The sequence below is a fragment of the Paramuribaculum intestinale genome (assembly GCF_030759015.1).
In the GTDB taxonomy this organism is placed as follows: Bacteria; Bacteroidota; Bacteroidia; order Bacteroidales; family Muribaculaceae; genus Paramuribaculum; species Paramuribaculum intestinale.
Map to the genome: position 1 here is coordinate 1,417,234 of NZ_CP098825.1, position 16,947 is coordinate 1,434,180.

The 16,947-nt window shown below is 49.9% G+C and carries 18 protein-coding genes, 1 tRNA gene and 1 pseudogene; 2 read left to right on the forward strand and 18 right to left on the reverse strand.

Features of this window, described 5'->3' with window-relative positions:
- Positions 1-251: 251 nt before the first annotated feature.
- The 14 genes and pseudogenes from NF347_RS06315 to NF347_RS06380 all read right to left on the reverse strand — a co-directional run bounded on the left by NF347_RS06315 (position 252) and on the right by NF347_RS06380 (position 10,922).
- Complete coding sequence (locus NF347_RS06315) at positions 252-1,535, reverse strand: NAD(P)/FAD-dependent oxidoreductase (protein WP_107034903.1); 1,284 nt, start codon at positions 1,533-1,535, stop codon at positions 252-254.
- Positions 1,536-1,567: 32 nt separating this feature from the next.
- Positions 1,568-2,080, reverse strand: coding sequence for a GNAT family N-acetyltransferase (locus NF347_RS06320; protein WP_161553886.1), 513 nt, complete (start codon positions 2,078-2,080; stop codon positions 1,568-1,570).
- Positions 2,081-2,103: 23 nt separating this feature from the next.
- The gene (locus tag NF347_RS06325; RefSeq protein ID WP_107034905.1) at positions 2,104-3,591 is read right to left on the reverse strand and encodes an oligosaccharide flippase family protein; all 1,488 of its coding nucleotides are present in this window, start codon (positions 3,589-3,591) and stop codon (positions 2,104-2,106) included.
- An 83-nt stretch (positions 3,592-3,674) separates the two neighbouring features.
- A pseudogene (locus tag NF347_RS13685) lies at positions 3,675-3,844 on the reverse strand (IS5/IS1182 family transposase); the annotation flags it as partial.
- Positions 3,845-4,270: 426 nt separating this feature from the next.
- Complete coding sequence (locus NF347_RS06335; RefSeq protein ID WP_107034907.1) at positions 4,271-5,260, reverse strand: hypothetical protein; 990 nt, start codon at positions 5,258-5,260, stop codon at positions 4,271-4,273.
- Between the two features lie 198 nt (positions 5,261-5,458).
- On the reverse strand, positions 5,459-5,884 hold the full coding sequence (locus tag NF347_RS06340) for a hypothetical protein (protein ID WP_107034908.1): 426 nt from the start codon (positions 5,882-5,884) through the stop codon (positions 5,459-5,461).
- Positions 5,885-5,982: 98 nt separating this feature from the next.
- Positions 5,983-6,387, reverse strand: a complete 405-nt coding sequence (locus NF347_RS06345; RefSeq protein WP_107681830.1) for an FtsZ/tubulin family protein — start codon at positions 6,385-6,387, stop codon at positions 5,983-5,985.
- Positions 6,388-6,391: 4 nt separating this feature from the next.
- Positions 6,392-6,862: an HAD domain-containing protein gene (locus tag NF347_RS06350; RefSeq protein WP_306254335.1), complete on the reverse strand. Its 471-nt coding sequence runs from the start codon at positions 6,860-6,862 to the stop codon at positions 6,392-6,394.
- A gap of 17 nt (positions 6,863-6,879) precedes the next feature.
- Positions 6,880-7,030: transfer RNA gene (locus NF347_RS06355), tRNA-Pro, on the reverse strand.
- Between the two features lie 69 nt (positions 7,031-7,099).
- Complete coding sequence (locus NF347_RS06360) at positions 7,100-7,876, reverse strand: hypothetical protein (RefSeq protein WP_107037079.1); 777 nt, start codon at positions 7,874-7,876, stop codon at positions 7,100-7,102.
- A 418-nt stretch (positions 7,877-8,294) separates the two neighbouring features.
- On the reverse strand, positions 8,295-9,047 hold the full coding sequence (locus NF347_RS06365) for a hypothetical protein (protein ID WP_133166437.1): 753 nt from the start codon (positions 9,045-9,047) through the stop codon (positions 8,295-8,297).
- Positions 9,048-9,146: 99 nt separating this feature from the next.
- Positions 9,147-9,752, reverse strand: coding sequence for a metallophosphoesterase family protein (locus tag NF347_RS06370; protein ID WP_237613025.1), 606 nt, complete (start codon positions 9,750-9,752; stop codon positions 9,147-9,149).
- Positions 9,753-9,970: 218 nt separating this feature from the next.
- On the reverse strand, positions 9,971-10,702 hold the full coding sequence (locus tag NF347_RS06375) for a hypothetical protein (RefSeq protein ID WP_107036263.1): 732 nt from the start codon (positions 10,700-10,702) through the stop codon (positions 9,971-9,973).
- Positions 10,680-10,922 carry a hypothetical protein gene (locus NF347_RS06380; RefSeq protein WP_107036264.1) on the reverse strand — a complete coding sequence of 81 codons (243 nt, stop codon included), beginning with the start codon at positions 10,920-10,922 and terminating at the stop codon, positions 10,680-10,682. Before NF347_RS06380 ends, NF347_RS06375 begins: the two co-directional genes overlap by 23 nt.
- A 242-nt stretch (positions 10,923-11,164) precedes the next feature.
- Between NF347_RS06380 and rplU the strand changes: the two genes are divergently transcribed.
- Positions 11,165-11,485, forward strand: a complete 321-nt coding sequence (gene rplU / locus NF347_RS06385) for a 50S ribosomal protein L21 (protein ID WP_107036265.1) — start codon at positions 11,165-11,167, stop codon at positions 11,483-11,485.
- Positions 11,486-11,508: 23 nt separating this feature from the next.
- Positions 11,509-11,769, forward strand: a complete 261-nt coding sequence (rpmA, locus tag NF347_RS06390; protein ID WP_107036266.1) for a 50S ribosomal protein L27 — start codon at positions 11,509-11,511, stop codon at positions 11,767-11,769.
- A gap of 190 nt (positions 11,770-11,959) precedes the next feature.
- On the opposite strand, the gene NF347_RS06395 is transcribed toward rpmA, so the two are convergent.
- Genes NF347_RS06395 through NF347_RS06410 form a run of 4 tightly spaced genes read right to left on the reverse strand, consistent with a single transcriptional unit; the run spans position 11,960 to position 16,901 of the window.
- Entirely contained in the window at positions 11,960-12,352 is a 393-nt protein-coding gene (locus NF347_RS06395; protein WP_107036267.1) for a 2-amino-4-hydroxy-6-hydroxymethyldihydropteridine diphosphokinase, read from the reverse strand.
- Positions 12,349-14,490 (reverse strand): Tex-like N-terminal domain-containing protein, encoded by a 2,142-nt coding sequence (locus NF347_RS06400; protein WP_107036268.1) that lies wholly within the window; start codon positions 14,488-14,490, stop codon positions 12,349-12,351. Before NF347_RS06400 ends, NF347_RS06395 begins: the two co-directional genes overlap by 4 nt.
- 47 nt (positions 14,491-14,537) lie before the next feature.
- On the reverse strand, positions 14,538-15,728 hold the full coding sequence (locus NF347_RS06405; RefSeq protein ID WP_107036269.1) for a metallophosphoesterase: 1,191 nt from the start codon (positions 15,726-15,728) through the stop codon (positions 14,538-14,540).
- Between the two features lie 12 nt (positions 15,729-15,740).
- Positions 15,741-16,901 (reverse strand): acyltransferase, encoded by a 1,161-nt coding sequence (locus NF347_RS06410; RefSeq protein WP_107036270.1) that lies wholly within the window; start codon positions 16,899-16,901, stop codon positions 15,741-15,743.
- Between the last annotated feature and the right edge of the window lie 46 nt (positions 16,902-16,947).

Sequence of the window (16,947 nt, forward strand, 5' to 3'; positions counted from 1 at the left end):
TCGCAGTTTCAGCATATCTGGTTGATTATGGATTTTGTTTTTAAGGTCAGTTTCACGGTCGATTGTTGATTGCGGCCGATACAGTCGCCCTGCATCGCGTTAAAGTGCAAAGTTACAAAATAATGACGCCAGATGCAACCCCTTCGCCATAAAAAAACAAAACCATCAGACCACGCCTTATCAACTACGCGGTCGCTGCGGTATCGACCAACCGACACCGCAGATCATAGAACCCAGTGAATGAGGCGAGTTCAGCGCTCGCCCCAGCGGGAGCGGAGGGGATAGCGGGCGGTGTGGACGAGGAGGCGCAGGGAGGTGTTGTAGGTCCAGTAGGCCCACGTCCAGTTGAGCAGCACATTGGCCTTGTTGCGCATTCCGAGAATGGATATCAGATGGATAAACATCCATGCCAGCCATGCCGGCCATCCGTAGAGATGCATGTGTTTAAGATCGGCCACTGCAAGATTGCGGCCGACAGTGGCCATTGACCCCTTGTCGTTGTAGACAAAAGGCTCGGTCCAGCGGTCACGGTTGAGATTGTCGGCAAGGTGTCGCGCCTGCTGTATGGCCACCTGTGCAAGCTGAGGATGACCATGAGGGAAAGCCTCAGTGGCCATATACGCTATATCGCCCACCGCAAACACGTCGTCAAGACCTTTCACGCGATTGAAGCGATCCACTTCAAACCGGTTGCCCCTGACAAGCGTCGGTCCGGTTCCGCCCATATCGAAAGTCACTCCGGTCACTCCCGCCGTCCATATTACCATTCCGGCTGTCAGGCGTGTGCCGTCGTCGATGGTCACCTGCTCGTCGGTGTACTCTTTCATCACATGGCCAAGCCGCACGTCGACCATCAGTTCGCCAAGATATTTCAGAGCTTTTGCCGACGACTGCGGCGACATGGCGCCAAGCAGCTTGTCGGATCCTTCGAGAAGCGTGATGTTCACTTCATCGATATCGATCGAGGGATATTCGCGTTTGATGATATCGCGCTTCATCTCGCCCAAAGCGCCGGCGACCTCCACTCCCGACGGACCGCCGCCTACCACCACAAAGCTGAGCAGACGACGACGCAACTCGGCGTCGTGGGTGAGCGACGCACGTTCCAGACGGTCGAGTATCTCATCGCGCGTGCGCATCGCTTCCGAAACGGACTTGATGGTATAGACATACTTGATCAGCTCCGGATTGCCGAAAAAATTATTGGTTGTTCCGGCCGCTATTATCAGCCGGTCATAACTCAATGTTTCATACTGTGTCTGCAGCTCCTTACGATCCACATCAATACGCTTCACCTCGCCGAGGTGGAATCTCGCGCCCTTGACCTTACCCTTGCGCATCTCCCGCCTGAACGGAAACGAGATGCTCGCCGGATCGAGTCCGCTCGACGCTATCTGATAGAACAGCGGGGGAAACGAGTGAAAATTGTTGCGGTCAACGAGTATGACCTCGAAGCGGCGCTTATCAAGACCTTTTATGAGATTGAGGCCGGCAAACCCACCTCCGACTATTACTATACGCTCTTTGGTTTTCATATATCTTGAACAAATATTCAACGGTTAATGTTTCACAATTTCTTTTCAAAAGCCATGCGCTCGCCCGACGCATATCTGACCACTCCGCAGCCCGAATATCCCAGACGTTCAAGCATGCGGAGCATGGCTTCGTTGTCGTAATTGGTGTCGATCCGAATCGAGTGCATTCCCTCATCGACGGCATAATTTTCAAGACGACGCATCATCTCCGAGGCCACTCCCCTGCGCAAAGCCTCGGGCGCTACGGCCAGACGATGGACTGTCAGATACGGCTCACCATCGGTCAGCCATCTGCCGTCGATATTGTCGTAGGCCGCCTCACCGGTGAGCGGAGCCGAGCAATATCCCGACATCCGTCCCGACCGGTCGACAGCCACAATGGCTGTCCCGGCCGAAATATCGGCCTCTACATTGGCCGGCGACGGATACTCCATGCTCCACTGGCGTTTGCCGGCCGCAAGCATTCGACGGCGGGCAGCGTCGAGTATTCTCCACGCCTCGCCGGCATCGGCATCTGTCGCGTGTCGCAAAACTATCTCACTCATATAATTATCCAGATTATCACCCGTCATATATCTCGTTTGATCCTACATAACTCGATCCAAGATGCCGTCAGCGCTACCAGACACACCACTGCCTGCGCGGCGTATGCCCATACACGATCTGGCAGACCCGACGCCATGACCGCACACACTGCGATCGCCACCGATCGGCCGGCTATCGATAACGTTCGGCCTCCGGGTAAAACGCCGAAACATCTTCGGCACACCATTGCATAGACTGCTATATCAAGAGCATAGACCGCACACATCGCCACTCCGATCCCTTCAAGGCCTCCTGCGACATATCCGGCAGCTACAGCCGTAAAAACCGTCACCGTCCCATAAACACCTTCAAGCCGGAAATACAACCGACGGTGTCCCATAGCGAGCGGCACATACCCCAACGGATATGACACTCCTTTAAGCACCATTGCCACCGACAGCCATCGCAACATCGGGATCATGCCATCAAACTCACTACTGAAAAGCAACCCGGTCACCAGCGGAGCCATTGCCGACAACAGACACGACATCGGAGCCAGCACCGTAAGCACCGCACAGATCTGATGCTCCACCACATCACTCATGGCCTTACGGTCGCCAGCAAGAGCGCTGATTCTGGGGAAATAATCCATAGCCATAGCCATGAACACCAGAGATGCACACTGGGAGCTTACCGACGACGCGGCATTATACATGGCCACCGACGACTCGCCAGCCTCGGCACGAAGCCATACGTTGACTGCAAACGTCACACCTACCGACATAGCGCCTACAGCCATCAGCGACATGCCGCTACGCAGAAGCCGTCGCACAAGAGGCTTATGATCGCGCAGCCGCACTCCTACGCTACCTCCGTATCGCCGCAAACGACCCACGGCCCGCGAATAAAACCATAGCCCTGACAACGATCCGGCGATCATCGCAGGAACAATACCGTTGACCGAAAAAGCCCAATATAGCGGCACGGCCACAACTACCGACACGACGGTGGAACAGATCGTCGCGCCGGCCAGAGGCCGCAGCGAGCGCGTGGCCTGCAGCAACGCCTGACGTCCCGTGGCGGCCACACTCATGCCCACCATCAGCGACAAACACATGAAACCTACAGTATATTCATAGCTGCCAAAAGTCAGAAGGCTCAGCAACGGGCTCATCAACAAGCACAATATCGCGCCGCCTACGGCACAGAGATCCGTCAGCCGCCGACTGACCGTCGCCGCCACCCTGCAAGACTCTTCGTCGTCAGACATGCCGGAAATCTCCCTGACCACGGCAAGATTCAGACCCGCAACAGCTATCTGCTGCACCACAGCGGCAGCCGAAGCGTAAAGCGATGCGACGCCCATGCCGCCGACACCGAGCAACAGCGCCGCAGACTTGCCGCGTATCATTCCGGCAAGAATCTGCACAGCCTGCACCCCACCGTAAACGCCCATGGCACTGAATGCGCCACGCACGCTGTCGGCATATGATCTGGCCGTCTCCACTCCATTTTGTCTGCTTTCAGCCATAATAAACGACAAAATTAGCCAATCTCACCGAATTAACATAGCCCCATCCGATTTTTCGCAAAACAGTTTTTTAGAGCGTGAAGTCATCTTGACTTTTTGAATCTGTTAATGTGTTTAAGAAATATCACATGGAATACCAGGAGATTCCACCCTTTCCAGCTGGAAACCGTTTTGTCGAAACGACGGATCGGAAAGAGTCCATCCAGGCATTTGTCCTCTCAATGCTATATCTGAGAGACAGGAGTTCTCTGTCCAGCAGATATTTTTCATCGTTTTTGTAAGGTTGTTGCATAGCCATCGGAATACCCTGAAGGTCAGCAATAAATATGGCATTGGTTGTCTGCGCCGCTTTATGCGCTGCTCCACCGACTTCTTCTCCTCCGCGCCGTGCCACGGTATGGCTGCCGTCAAGGTCGGCACTGGAGGGGTCTATCATGTCGCGCTTGCGTCCAAGCAGCGATTCCTCAGGCCACGGAAAAACTCGGTTTTTCAAACCCGAAAACCGAGTTCTTCAAACAAATCGCTAATTTTGCACTTGCCAGTTGAACCTGCGTAGAAGTAATCCAGTTCTTTTCTCCAGACTGAATTGATGTAAGTTCGGCACGAATTCTATGTAGGTCTTTATAGAAGTCATCAATACATTCAGGCTTATAAAACATTGTACGATATACTTTTGAAATTATTGAGTGATATATGTAATCTCTAATTCGACCTCATTGTCAAGGCCGTTACACTGGCGGGTGAAAAGCTGCCATGGCGTCGAGCCGAAGTATTTGCCGAGAATTTCAATGATTCGGTTTTGCTCGGCTGTGGTGCAGGGATACTCTGGTGTGGCGTATAGCACGCAGATACATTCCTGCTGCTTGGCGGGGTTCAAATATTTCTTGCTGTTGTATAATGGGTTGAGCAACAGATCTGCGATGTAATCTATGCGTCCTGATTTTCCGTATGTCTTGGATTCATAGTATATGGTCTCTATGGATGATGACGACAGCACCAACTGCTTGAGTAGTTCGGACACGGAGCCGATTTTGGCTTCGAGCAGATCGAGTTCTTTATGTAGTTCGCTCTGCCGGAAGAGCTCGTCGCGCCTCTTTTTCATACGATACTTGCGTTTGCGCTTGCTACGGTTTTGCCTCTTGCCCCAAAGTTTTCCTTCGCCAAATACAAACCAGTCGTCAGCCTTAGCGGAAAGGCAAAGGTCTTCAGCCGTTGACATCATCTGTTGTTTTAATTCCCGGCGTATCTTTTTATCACGACAATAAGGCAGCGCAATCTTTATATCCAGACGTTTCGCCTGCAAAGCGTATTTGTCAGCCTCATGTTCCTCAAACAGTGCCCAGTCTATTTCGCCATAACGACCGAAGGGCGCGGAGCACCAAAGTATCTCGGCTGCCGCCTCTGCTGCAGTAACCGCTCCGTTGTCGGGGAGGACAACCTTCATTCCTACGATGTTGAAATACCGGTCGCCCTCGCACATGTAGGCATCTGAGTTGCCATCCGGATGGAATGTTATCGTGCCACCTTCGCCCGAAAACACGGTGTTAAGGATAATGTCGTAATCCTCTTTATATCTCGATATGGGGAGAAGCGCATCAGGATATTTCTTCTTCATCGGCTCAATAATGTCCTTGAAATACAATGATTGGCAGAGCTCTTTTACAGTCATATTGTCAGAGATTGTCTAAATTTATATAATACGGATTTTGAGAAGGATTGTCATATGGATTTTTGTTTGTGATGAGGGAGTGTAGCCGTAGCTACATGACCGGGGAGCAAACAAAAAGACGCTGGAAAGACTCTCAAAAGCAAAGTGATATGAATTTTAGACAATCTCTTAGACTGCCAAAAACTGTCAGCGTTGTTCTCAAAGTTCTTCTACTGTAAAAATGTTGACTTCGGCATTGCGAAATAAATCCTTGAAGGCCGTTTCGGGACTAACTTCAGCTAATGTATCATCCTTACCGTCTTCCACCCCGTAATCCTCATAGTCATAGTCTTCAAGCTCGAGATGGATTGAACACCATTTCTTATTATCGGAGAGCTTCAATTTTATGCCGTACATTAGAAAGTGTTCTCTGTATCTTTCATAGAATTCCTCGGCGGTTTTGATTTCCGCGTCAGTTATGAGTTGGGTATAATAGGCGTGCCGGCGACGCATCAGTTCTAAGGTTTCCTTACGGTGCTGCGCCATGTAGTCCAGCAAAGGCGCAAATTTCTTCGCATTCTCATCGATAATTTGCTTCCTTCTTTCAGCAAGTTCCCGCTGTTCTTCGTCTGTAGTTTGATTCATATCTATGCTATTCTAAATTTTTGGACAAAGCTATCCCTGTCGCCTGCCAATAGCTGTCAGGCGATAACAAAAAATGGAGGGATGTTTTTGAACCGGGTCTAAACCTTCACCGATGCGACCAACACCACCTTATAGGAATCACCCAGAGATTCATCTGAGGAAATACCCCACATAATATTGATGTCAGGATTGACTTCTGACAGCGTGTCGGTGATTGATGACAACCCTGACATTTCGGGCTGTCTGTTACCGAAGCGGAAATCAATTAGTAATTCATCTACCTTATCAACCTTACAAGGCAGGGCGTTGACGGCTTCGTTAAAAGCTTCGCCAAGATCGGCGTTAACTCCTGATGTCACATAGCTTTCTCCCTCGGTGGAAAGCACATTGACAACATCATCCTTGTCAAGTGTAATTAAGCTCTCCGACTCAATGATGCGGTCGAGTTCCTTGATGTCGCCATGAACGGGATAACCGTTCCAGATTGAGATTTCGTTGTTCATTGGATTATGCATTAGAGGTGAGTATTTCGATTGCCTTTCGTGCGTCGGCTTCCGTGATGCCGACAATAGGATTTGTCTCGATGAAAGAGTCATGCTGAGCCGGGAAGAAGTCGTCGAGGTCATCGATTATCACGTAATCTGGGCGTCCGTACTTGTCAAGCCAACATTCGATATCCTCGCCGCGCGAGATGTATGTGGCTCCACAAGGGATTGTATCAATAATCTCGCCGGGAAGCTCCCGCACCTCCCACATAATGCGCAGACTGCCGAGACTATGAGCGTAACGCCACGATGAAGAAATGACAATTGCAGCATCGGTAGCGTCAATAATCCGGCGCAGATTCTCAACAGCGCGTTGGTCGAAGAGCGGCCCCCATGCATCCTTGTTCGGCATTCCTTCAACGGCAAGCCGCGCCTGACATTGCTCAGTGTTGAGCACACCGTCGAAGTCGAGAAATATTACAGGTCGATTCATCAGTTTTCTCTTTTTAGCAGCCCGGGCCGGACTCGACTCGACGCAGTGCCGAGAGCAGAGTCAAGCTTGCTTGAACTATGCCGAGGCACGAGGAGAATGGGCGAAGCCAACCGGCAATACCGCTTCCGCGGCACACAAAGCGCGTCTGACCAATTCCGCCACCAGGCTGATGTGATTGTATCGCAAAATTACGACACGTGTGTCTCATTTTGCGGCACGACTCTTTGAAAAATGTGTTTATGCGTTAATCTTTGCAAGAGCATCTGCATAGTTACTTATCACTCGATTGTATTTGTCTTCGTAAGATTTGGTCCAAGCTGAGAGGTGATAGCTTTCAATCAATAGTGTTTTAGAGCATTCGTCATACCAAACTTCATCGTTCAACTGGAGAGCTTCAGGATAAACCAGTTGTTTAATGGTAGAGAGGATAGTTGTCTTATTATCACAGCAAACGATTATATTTGCATTTAGAAGCAGAAGTTGTCTTTTGAGTAAATCACGATAAGTTTGCATGTAGGAGTCTATTTCAGCCATATCAGATACGGACCCTCCCGGCTGCTTCTTGACATTGATTTTAGCAACTGCAGATTTATCCCAGGTGCTCATAATATTGTCCATGGACTCATCACGATTGAATTCGGCAACTTTATCAGCAGTAGATTCCATGAGACCTTTCGTGATATAGAGCATGCTCTTGAGAAACTTATCGGTAGGTGCAATACCATTCTTAGAGTCGTATGTTATAACGACACGAGAATCATAGGGATTGTTAGGATCATTGAGTTCCTTAGCTACGAAAAGAATGCGTTTGTCTGAGTTGTTCCAAGCACTCTCTTCATTCCCAACTTCGCGTTCGTGATAAACTTTCTCATCAGCACCGGGAAAAGTATGTATGCAACCTTTATAGGCGACACCATCACGTTCTATTTCTCCATCCCCATTTTTAATAGAGAATTCTTCCCAAATATCAAGAATTTTGTCATTTTCGGCATGTGAGTACTTCGTTTTGTTCATGTCTAATAAAATTATATGTTGTTAATAGTTTCAATTGTATGCTAATAAAAAGAGGGCGCAACACTCTTATGGTTCTATCTTTCGGTAAGGCTCTGGTAAGCCCGGAATCAAGATTGAAGCAAAAGCAGCCTGCGTCCTCGGGTGAGGATACACGGCTTGCCGTTGACTTCCATCTTATGATTCCTCGTAGAATTTACCAGATTTTACCGAATCGGATGGCGGTCATTGCAAGATGTGCAATATTTTTTGTGGTTCTAAACTGTCTGTTTCGTATTTTCGCGGTTTTGGTTAATACCGCAAATTTACAAATTAAATTTTGAACCGCAATAGGTTATCGCAGGTGCTCGCTATGTTTTACAGCACAAAATTACAACAAGATACTGCCATAAGTGGTCAGCAGAGCAAAAACTATAATTTTTTATTCCTCCAGTTTCTGAATTTCATCAGGCAGCCCCGCAATTTTTGCAATAAGCAGCTCAGCGCGGCGCTTCACTTCATTCATGTCGGGGAACGTCTGGAAGTCGAGTTGGAACAACGATTTGTCCGTTGGTTCGTACCACCAGTAGTCGCCACGATACATTTCTCCATTATCAACGTCCAACAATTCAGACACTTTTGCATGATATGCAGAGTCCTGTGTGGCGGTGACGATATAGAAAAGTACCCGGTCATCGTATATGCCAATAGATAGCCACAGGTCGGTCCTATTATAATCAGCTTCATTCCACAGGCAGACATACCCGCGGTAATGCTCGTCCCATTCTGCGCAATCCGCCCCCTTTATATCGCCTGACTCAACTGACGCAATCAATTGTTTGCCATAATCAAACGGAATTCTTCTGAGTTTATGCATTATGTCCTTTACGGCCTCCATGTCGCCTGACGGAATATCCGCACCCAGCAATATCAACCCTAAAATTTCACGGACAGATTTGGATCTTTCATCCTTTGTCGCCTTGTTGAGAATCAGATTATACAGATTGCCGTCCCCGGGACCGAGGTCATTGGACGACACACGATAACGAGGTTCTATCCCTTTGATACATTCTATTTCCACGTCAAAGATGCTTTCAACGTTGCGGCGCAAGCGATGGAATGTTCGTTCCGGGATACCCGGCTCTTTTTCATCGTTCATCGGCGAATTTGCCCATTTGTCACTTAGTTCGTTCATTGATATGCCACTGGAAGAGGCTTTGACGAACTCATTTAATGTCCATAGGACACGCTTAAATTTTGATACTGACATTACAGTTCGATTATATCAGGAGTGCTAAGTGCTGAATAGTCCTCGTTCATTATCGCCCCGTTGGAGAAGATAGTGCCGTTCTGCCCGATAATTCCGTGTTGGCGATGGATATGACCGAAGAGATGCGCTTTCAGATGTAGGATGGATATGACCGAAGAGATGCGCTTTCAGATGTAGGTCGGAAAGTTTCATAAGTATCTCTTCCGACCCATAGTTGATGCCATCGTCGAAATCGAGAATGCCGTATGCCGGCGAGTGGGTTATCAGCATGTCGGTGTCTGCCGGTATTTTAGCATAATGGTGCGTCTGCCTGTTGGTGATGCAGTCTTCAGTAAACATAGGCACTCCATAGAATTTCAGTCCGTCTATCTCGATGCCCGAATTGCATAGATAGTGGACGTTGCCGTCAAGGCCATCGATGTTTGCGTCATATAGGCATGAGTCATGGTTGCCGCAGATAAATATCTTATGGCGATATGGCAGGTCGCAAAACCAGTAGAGAAAGTCCATTGCCTCGCGCTCTTCTCCTACCATGCAGAAGTCGCCGGAGTGAACCACGATGTCGGCCTCGGGCAGATTCTTCAGCCGATGGTGCGCACTGTGAGTGTCTGAGAGATGTAGTATTTTCATTAGTCATACATTTTTTTTGCAAAGCTAATAAACCCTACTGACAGATCATGACAATAGACTGCACTAATTTTGCGCTCATAAAATATTTGTCGCTAGACCCACTTCATTATGCCTCGTTTGCGATACAACACATCGAAACATTTAGAGAATCGAATAAAAGGGAAGTAAATGTTTATACGCAATCTGTAGTCTCGACAATTGTCTGGAAACAAACACTCTCAATCGCTCCAGTTGGTAACCTCTTGTTCGAGTATTCTGAAAAGCAGATTGAGCATACGGCGAGCCCGTTCGTCGGGGCATATGTGAGCGGTAGCGCCGTCGATCAGGCGGCAGCATAGTTGCATGCGATCGGCATCCTGTTCACGGCCGGCATGATCGGCAAAACCTCGCATGAAGCCCATATCGTATTCAAGCTTGCGTTTAAGCACGTATAATATGCCTCGCCAGTCGCCGGGTGAGCTATGGGCGAAGGTTTCTTCCCAGAACAGACGCTCTTTGCGGTCGACGCTCTCCCGCTTTACTGATCCTAAGGGGTCTGACTCGACTGACTCCATCAGATATTGACCGAGAGCCTGGCAATCGTCAGACTCAATGATATCAAGATAATGATTGAGGTCATCATCATGTTCTTTGGATGTGATGAATGTGAGCAGCGAAGCCCAGTAAAGCAACACGGCTGAAACGTATGCACTGTCTGTCTCGGAGGTTTTTACATTCTTGTCTATAAGCCAGTCGGGTGCGGCATTCATTCCCTCAGGCTGTATCGTGGGACGAGATGACAGCTCTATGACACCTTTGCAGCGCCTACTGGGAAGCGACAGCAGCTTACTGTAATACTCGACGTAGACAGGCTTGATTTCATCAGGCTCAGAGAAGTTTTCAGCAATTGCCGCCCATATGTCTTCAAACCGGCATTCGGTCAGATACTCACGAAATGTCTTTCTTTTCATCTTCTTGTTCTTGTTTTGATTTTAGTCGTTTGTACTCAGCTATCAGCACTTTGACACAGGGTCGGTAGGCATGCATGGAAAACAGCAATCCGGTCAATACACCGATAATCAGAGGAGAGCGCAGACCGTATGCTTCAGCCAGTGCCGCTCCGATTCCTGTGCCGACCCCCATAAGTACATGGGCTTTCATTAATTTGCAGTTTAATTCATTGAAAGTCATAATTGTCTGATGTTTTGCTTGCAAAATTACAACCGTGATGTCTCAAATATCGATACAGCACAAAGTCTGTGCAATCCATGCCGGACAAAAAAGTTGAAGAAAAGCGTGGAATAGCTTGGCAGATAAAGGGAAAATGTGTAATTTTGTAGCCGAATTGATCCAAAGGGCTCGAAAAGCAGTGGCTTGCAATGATGTAAACCGATCTCGCCCAAGGATGTAACCGTATTTATTATCAAAAACAGATGTACGCAATCGTAGAAATTCAGGGACAGCAGTTCAAGGCCGAGGCCGAGAAGTTCTTGTATGTCCACTATCTCGGCGAAGCTGTCAAAGAAGGAGAGAAGGTTGAGTTTGACCGTGTGCTCCTCGCTGAAGCCGACGGTACGGTAAAGGTTGGCGCTCCGACAGTTGACGGCGCCAAAGTAGTTTGTGAGGTGCTCACTCCCCTCGTAAAGGGCGACAAGGTTATCGTCTTCAAGAAGAAACGCCGCAAAGGCTATCGTCGCAAGAACGGTCACCGTCAGTGCTTCACAAAAGTGTTAGTGAAAGAAGTAGTAGCTTAACCCGTTAAAAAAAATCAGAAATCATGGCACATAAAAAAGGTGTAGGTAGTTCGAAGAACGGCCGCGAGTCAGAAAGCAAACGACTCGGCGTGAAGATTTTCGGTGGTCAGCACTGCAAGGCGGGTAATATCATCAAGCGTCAGCGTGGAACCGTTCACCATCCGGGTGAAAACGTCGGTATCGGCAAGGACCACACACTCTACGCTCTGACCGACGGCGTTGTGGTATTCACCGTAGGCAAAGAGGGCCGCAAGTTTATCAATGTAGCTCCCGCCGAGGCATAAGCCCGGCCGCTGACAAAAGACACTTTACGGCATCTGTCGACACAGACAGAAGCAGCACGGACAACAGCAAAAACGCTGCATCAGTCACTCCCTAACGGGATGTTTCTGATGCAGCGTTAATTTTATTGATACGACAGATGATGCCCCGACATTTCAGCCCGTGGCATTACAACCGCCAGACATCCTGCCATCAGTCAAGCAGACGTCCGGCCTTTATGTAATCCATGCCTATTGTGAAATACTCACGTCCATAGTCTACCGGACGTATCACTTCCCCGTCAAACACCACTATATCAATATCTATTACCACACAAGAGGACGACAGACGGCGTCCCATCGAATTCTCAATATCCTTGCATCGGCTCTGAAGCGACACAGCATCAAGTCCGAACACTCCCGACAACACGGCATTGCCATACACCTTGCCGCTGCCGCTTATATCCGGCGTGTTGTAAAATTGCGATACGACGATTTCGCTCCCTATCAGACGAAGCCTCGCGATAGCCTCACGGAGCATGGCTTCGGCCTCGACCACATTACTGCCGAGAGAAATCACAGCCTCGTGATGCTGCACGCGGTTCATTGGCCAACACCTTTCATCGTCAACGCCACGCGCCCGCGTGGAGCATCGACATCAATCACCTTCACCTTGACAGCCTGCCCCACTTTGAGCAACTCGGCCGGATTTGACACAAACCGTTCAGACAGCTGCGATATATGCACCAGCCCATTCACTTTCAAGCCTATGTCGACAAACGCCCCGAATGCAGTAAGATTAGTGACACGTCCCGTCAGTTCCTGGCCTATATGCAGATCGGCGATCTCCGCCACATCCTTGCTGTACATCACCGGCTCCGGATCCTTCACACGCGGATCGCGTGCAGGCTTCTCCAGCTCGCTTATAATATCACGCAACGTAGGCAGCCCGACGTTTTTGTCCACATACTGCTCAACCTCAATACCCTCAAGCTTCGTCTTGTTGCGTATCAGATCATTTACGCCGACCCCGGCATCGGCGGCCATACGGGCCACTACCGGATAACTCTCGGGATGCACTCCGGTGGAATCAAGCGGATTGTCTCCTCCGTTTATACGTAAAAAAGCCGCACACTGTTCGTAAGCCTTCCGCCCCATGCGCGGAACTTCAAGCAGTTGCTCGCGTCGCCGGAACTGGCCGTTGGCGGTGCGATATTCGACTATATAGTTTGACAGTGCATTGCCTATTCCCGACACCTGCGCAAGCAATTCGGGCGATGCCGTGTTCACGTCGACACCCACGGCATTCACGCAACTTTCCACTGTGAAATCCAAAGCACGCTTCAGCCCGGCCTGATTGACATCGTGCTGGTACTGCCCCACTCCGATTGACTTCGGATCGATCTTCACCAGTTCTGCAAGCGGATCAAGCAACCGGCGTGCGATCGACACTGCGCCACGCAGAGTGACATCGAGCTGCGGAAACTCACGACGCGCGCAATCCGATGCCGAATACACGCTGGCCCCACGCTCGCTCACCGTCTGTATAGCCACGTTGCGCGGAAAAGTGATATCCGACAAAAAGGTCATGGTTTCACGCGAAGCCGTCCCGTCGCCAACCGCTATAACATCTATGCCAAGGCGTCCGACGAGCATACACAGCGTATCGGCGGCTCTGTACACATCGCCCACAGGAGCACAGGGATATATCGTCTCCGTAGCAAGCAAGGCACCCTGCTCATCAATACACGCCACCTTGCATCCGCTTTTGAATCCGGGATCTATGCCCATCACTCTCTTGCGTCCGAGAGGCGGCTCCATGAGCAGATGTCTGACGTTTTCGGCAAAAATGGAGATCGCCGCATCATCAGCCCGCTTCTTTGTCAGCGCGGCCACCTCGTTCTCTATAGCCGGCTTGAGCAGCCTGCGGTAGCCGTCGGCCACAGCCTGACGTATGATTTCAGCCACAGGAGCTGCACAGAACGATTTTACAAACAGGCGTCCGAGGCGTTCTATGATCTCATCATCATCGATCGTTATCGACACCCGCAGCAGTCCCTCCTCCTCACCCCGGCGCATGGCGAGATAATTGTGAGAGCCACACAGGCGCAATGATTTGGAGAAATTGTAATAATTCTGGTAGTTGACCGCATCGGCCTCCTTGCCTCTGATCACTCTGGCATTGATAGTGGCATTGCGGGCAAACCTCTGCCTGACGAGCATTCGTGCCTTCTCATTCTCACTCACCCACTCGGCTATGATATCCGATGCACCGGCTATTGCCGCATCGGCATCAGCTATATCGCCGCCTACAAATCGCGTAGCCACCGATACCACATCGCCCATACGCTGGCTCATGATCTGCTTGGCCAACGGCTCCAGGCCGAACTGGCGCGCAGCCTCGGCACGAGTGCGCCGACGCGGCTTGAAAGGCAGATATATATCTTCGACCTCCGCCGGATCAAGCGTTGCCGCAAGCCGTATCATAAGATCATCGGTCATCGCACCGCTTTTCTCTATGGCATCGGCCACAAACTCCTTTCGCTTCTCAAGCTCCTCCAACTCTTCCGCCTGCGTGCGGATATTGTTGAGCGCCACTTCATCAAGCGACCCGGTCATTTCCTTGCGATAACGGGCTATGAAAGGTATGGTAGCGCCGTCATCAAGCAACCTGAGAGTTGATGCGACCTGCTTACGAGACAGATTTAGACGTTTGCCAATTATTTCAGCTATGTCAAGAGGCATGATAAAACAGATGATGGGTAAAATGAACGATATATATTCTGCGATTTTTATGGCATCGCTTTCAGAGTAATCAATGTTATTTCAGGAGTGGCTCCAAGCCTCATGGGCATCCCCACTGTACCGGCGCCGATATTGACATACAGCGCATGCCGGCCGGCCTCGTCGCCATACATACCACCCCATGTGGCATAGCGCATTGCTGCCGGCGACAACCCTGCGACCTCTATCTGCATGGCATGTGTATGCCCGCTGAGGGTCAGAGCTATATTGACGTCGTCATGATCGGATATAGAATCAGTCCAATGCGCCGGATTGTGCGACAGCAGGATTTTGCTTACGGAGTCGCCGACACCAGGATAGGCCTTAGGGAGTGAGCCATATATCCGAAACGGAGGATCTCCGATATTCTCCACACCTATGACAGCTATTGAATCGCGTCCCGAATGTATGAATTCGGTCTGATTAAGCAACAGCTTCCATCCCATGCTCTCCTGCATGGCGCAAAGAGCCGCGACGTCAGCAGCCTTGTCGGCCTCCGACGGCCAGTCGGCATAATCGCCGTAATCATGGTTGCCGAGAATCGAAAACACCCCGTATGGAGCCTCTATCCCCGACAACGCGTCGACAAAAGGAATCAGTTCGGACGAATGACGGTTGACTATATCGCCTGTAAACATCACCGCATCGGGATGCAGACCATTGATAACACCGACAAGCTTCCGCACAAACCGGTCGTCATCACCATACGTGCCGACATGGAGATCTGAAATCTGGACTATCTTGAATCCATCGAAAGCGGCAGGCAGATGCGGGAACTCAAAATCCACCTCCCTGACATCGACACGAAACCTGTTGACAAGGGCACCCCACCACATGGCCAGAAACGCCACTATAGCAATGACGCCTCCTGTCAGCGAGAGCCATCTCCAGCGCCGGCCATGCCACAAAACGGGCAACAACGCGACCGCGTCGACAACAACGAATACCAGCTTAGGCATAATAAACGTCATATAGCCGAAAAGCACCCACATGATAAAAAGCAACGATCCGTCATCGCCCGAGCGCCTCGGCATACTCACACCGACTATCAGCGCCATATATAGCAACACTGCCGACACCAGCTGCAGCCTCGCCGGGACTTTTGATACACATCTGCGACGGACCATTATGTAAATATAGCCGTCGACAAGCAGGCTTAAAACTATTACTGTAATGAGAAACAGTAGAGGAATTCGCATCGTGGTCTACAATCAGTCGGCGACGGCCAGCTTGTTTTTCAGCGGATTGGCATACATTGTCAAAATCATCCTACGCATATATTCGCGGTCGTCATCCGACATACCCGCGATGCCGGCAGCATCAACTTTGTCCTTGATATGAGCCTCCAGATCCGCCACATCAGCTTCGCTATACTTCTCGACATACAACGCTCCACCGTCGAGCAGATCGGCGGCCACATAGTTGATCGGATATATCTTGTATCCGCCGTGTATCGAATGGTCTATTATCGAACAGATGCGACGGACAGCTTCAACTCTGTCGACATCGGCCGGTATGGCACGCACTTCGTCAGAAATGCACTTTCCGATTTCGAAATGCACCCGTCCCTTGAATTGCAACATACCTGTTTCCATGCTCAACAAATCGTCGTGCGGCGACTTCTTGAAGTCAGGATCATTGCGCTTCATCAAAAACTCACGTGCCTTCAGGCCGTCGTTGGGATCATATTCGTATGATATCGATACCGGCACAAGATTGAGTTCGGCTATATTCTCAAGTAGAGATCCGCTACCGCCCAAAGCCATCATCTTGACCAGACTCTCCTGGGTGAGATCATTCGAATCCTTTGCACGTCCCTCGCGCTGGGCTATCCAAATGCTCTCATGCTTGTCGGTGATAGCATGATGCATATATGCCGACAGCTCCTTGGCGGCTTCAAGAGCCTTTGTGAGTTTCAGATTGCGACGCACTACGAAACTCTTGTTCAGCTTCACCAGATCTGTGATCCAGTCATATATGAGCAGATTGTCGCCAATCGCCACTTCCGATGTCGGCAGTCCGGCACGCAGAAAACAAAGATTCAGAAAAGAGGCGTCGAGCACGATATCGCGGTGATTGGATATAAACGTAAACGACTTCTCGGAATCCACATTGCATATTCCTCCGACACTAATTCCGGCTGTGGTCTTTCTGGCAAGCATCTCAAGGAAAGGCCACATTATCTTTGACTGAAAAGTAGCCTTGTCGGGTATCGCCAGTAATTGCTTGACAAATTCGGAGAAATCCACTTCGGGCATCACATACCTTACTGCGTGTTCAAAACCTGGTTCCTTGACAAGGAGTGACATCTTTTCGCCAAACTGCGAATCGTCGAAGGGGGCTATCGCTTTGAAATCGTGTAGATTGTCCATAACATCATTATCAGGCCGCAAGCCGATGCGGCAACATTCGGGAGTC

Bases quoted from the DNA above. Each gene is read 5' to 3' on its own strand.
- NF347_RS06315 (WP_107034903.1), bottom strand. From the start codon at position 1,535: ATGAAAACCAAAGAGCGTATAGTAATAGTCGGAGGTGGGTTTGCCGGC.
- NF347_RS06320 (WP_161553886.1), bottom strand. From the start codon at position 2,080: ATGAGTGAGATAGTTTTGCGACACGCGACAGATGCCGATGCCGGCGAG.
- NF347_RS06325 (WP_107034905.1), bottom strand. From the start codon at position 3,591: ATGGCTGAAAGCAGACAAAATGGAGTGGAGACGGCCAGATCATATGCC.
- NF347_RS06335 (WP_107034907.1), bottom strand. From the start codon at position 5,260: ATGACTGTAAAAGAGCTCTGCCAATCATTGTATTTCAAGGACATTATT.
- NF347_RS06340 (WP_107034908.1), bottom strand. From the start codon at position 5,884: ATGAATCAAACTACAGACGAAGAACAGCGGGAACTTGCTGAAAGAAGG.
- NF347_RS06345 (WP_107681830.1), bottom strand. From the start codon at position 6,387: ATGAACAACGAAATCTCAATCTGGAACGGTTATCCCGTTCATGGCGAC.
- NF347_RS06350 (WP_306254335.1), bottom strand. From the start codon at position 6,862: ATGAATCGACCTGTAATATTTCTCGACTTCGACGGTGTGCTCAACACT.
- NF347_RS06360 (WP_107037079.1), bottom strand. From the start codon at position 7,876: ATGAACAAAACGAAGTACTCACATGCCGAAAATGACAAAATTCTTGAT.
- NF347_RS06365 (WP_133166437.1), bottom strand. From the start codon at position 9,047: ATGAACGAACTAAGTGACAAATGGGCAAATTCGCCGATGAACGATGAA.
- NF347_RS06370 (WP_237613025.1), bottom strand. From the start codon at position 9,752: ATGAAAATACTACATCTCTCAGACACTCACAGTGCGCACCATCGGCTG.
- NF347_RS06375 (WP_107036263.1), bottom strand. From the start codon at position 10,702: ATGAAAAGAAAGACATTTCGTGAGTATCTGACCGAATGCCGGTTTGAA.
- NF347_RS06380 (WP_107036264.1), bottom strand. From the start codon at position 10,922: ATGACTTTCAATGAATTAAACTGCAAATTAATGAAAGCCCATGTACTT.
- rplU (WP_107036265.1), top strand. From the start codon at position 11,165: ATGTACGCAATCGTAGAAATTCAGGGACAGCAGTTCAAGGCCGAGGCC.
- rpmA (WP_107036266.1), top strand. From the start codon at position 11,509: ATGGCACATAAAAAAGGTGTAGGTAGTTCGAAGAACGGCCGCGAGTCA.
- NF347_RS06395 (WP_107036267.1), bottom strand. From the start codon at position 12,352: ATGAACCGCGTGCAGCATCACGAGGCTGTGATTTCTCTCGGCAGTAAT.
- NF347_RS06400 (WP_107036268.1), bottom strand. From the start codon at position 14,490: ATGCCTCTTGACATAGCTGAAATAATTGGCAAACGTCTAAATCTGTCT.
- NF347_RS06405 (WP_107036269.1), bottom strand. From the start codon at position 15,728: ATGCGAATTCCTCTACTGTTTCTCATTACAGTAATAGTTTTAAGCCTG.
- NF347_RS06410 (WP_107036270.1), bottom strand. From the start codon at position 16,901: ATGGACAATCTACACGATTTCAAAGCGATAGCCCCCTTCGACGATTCG.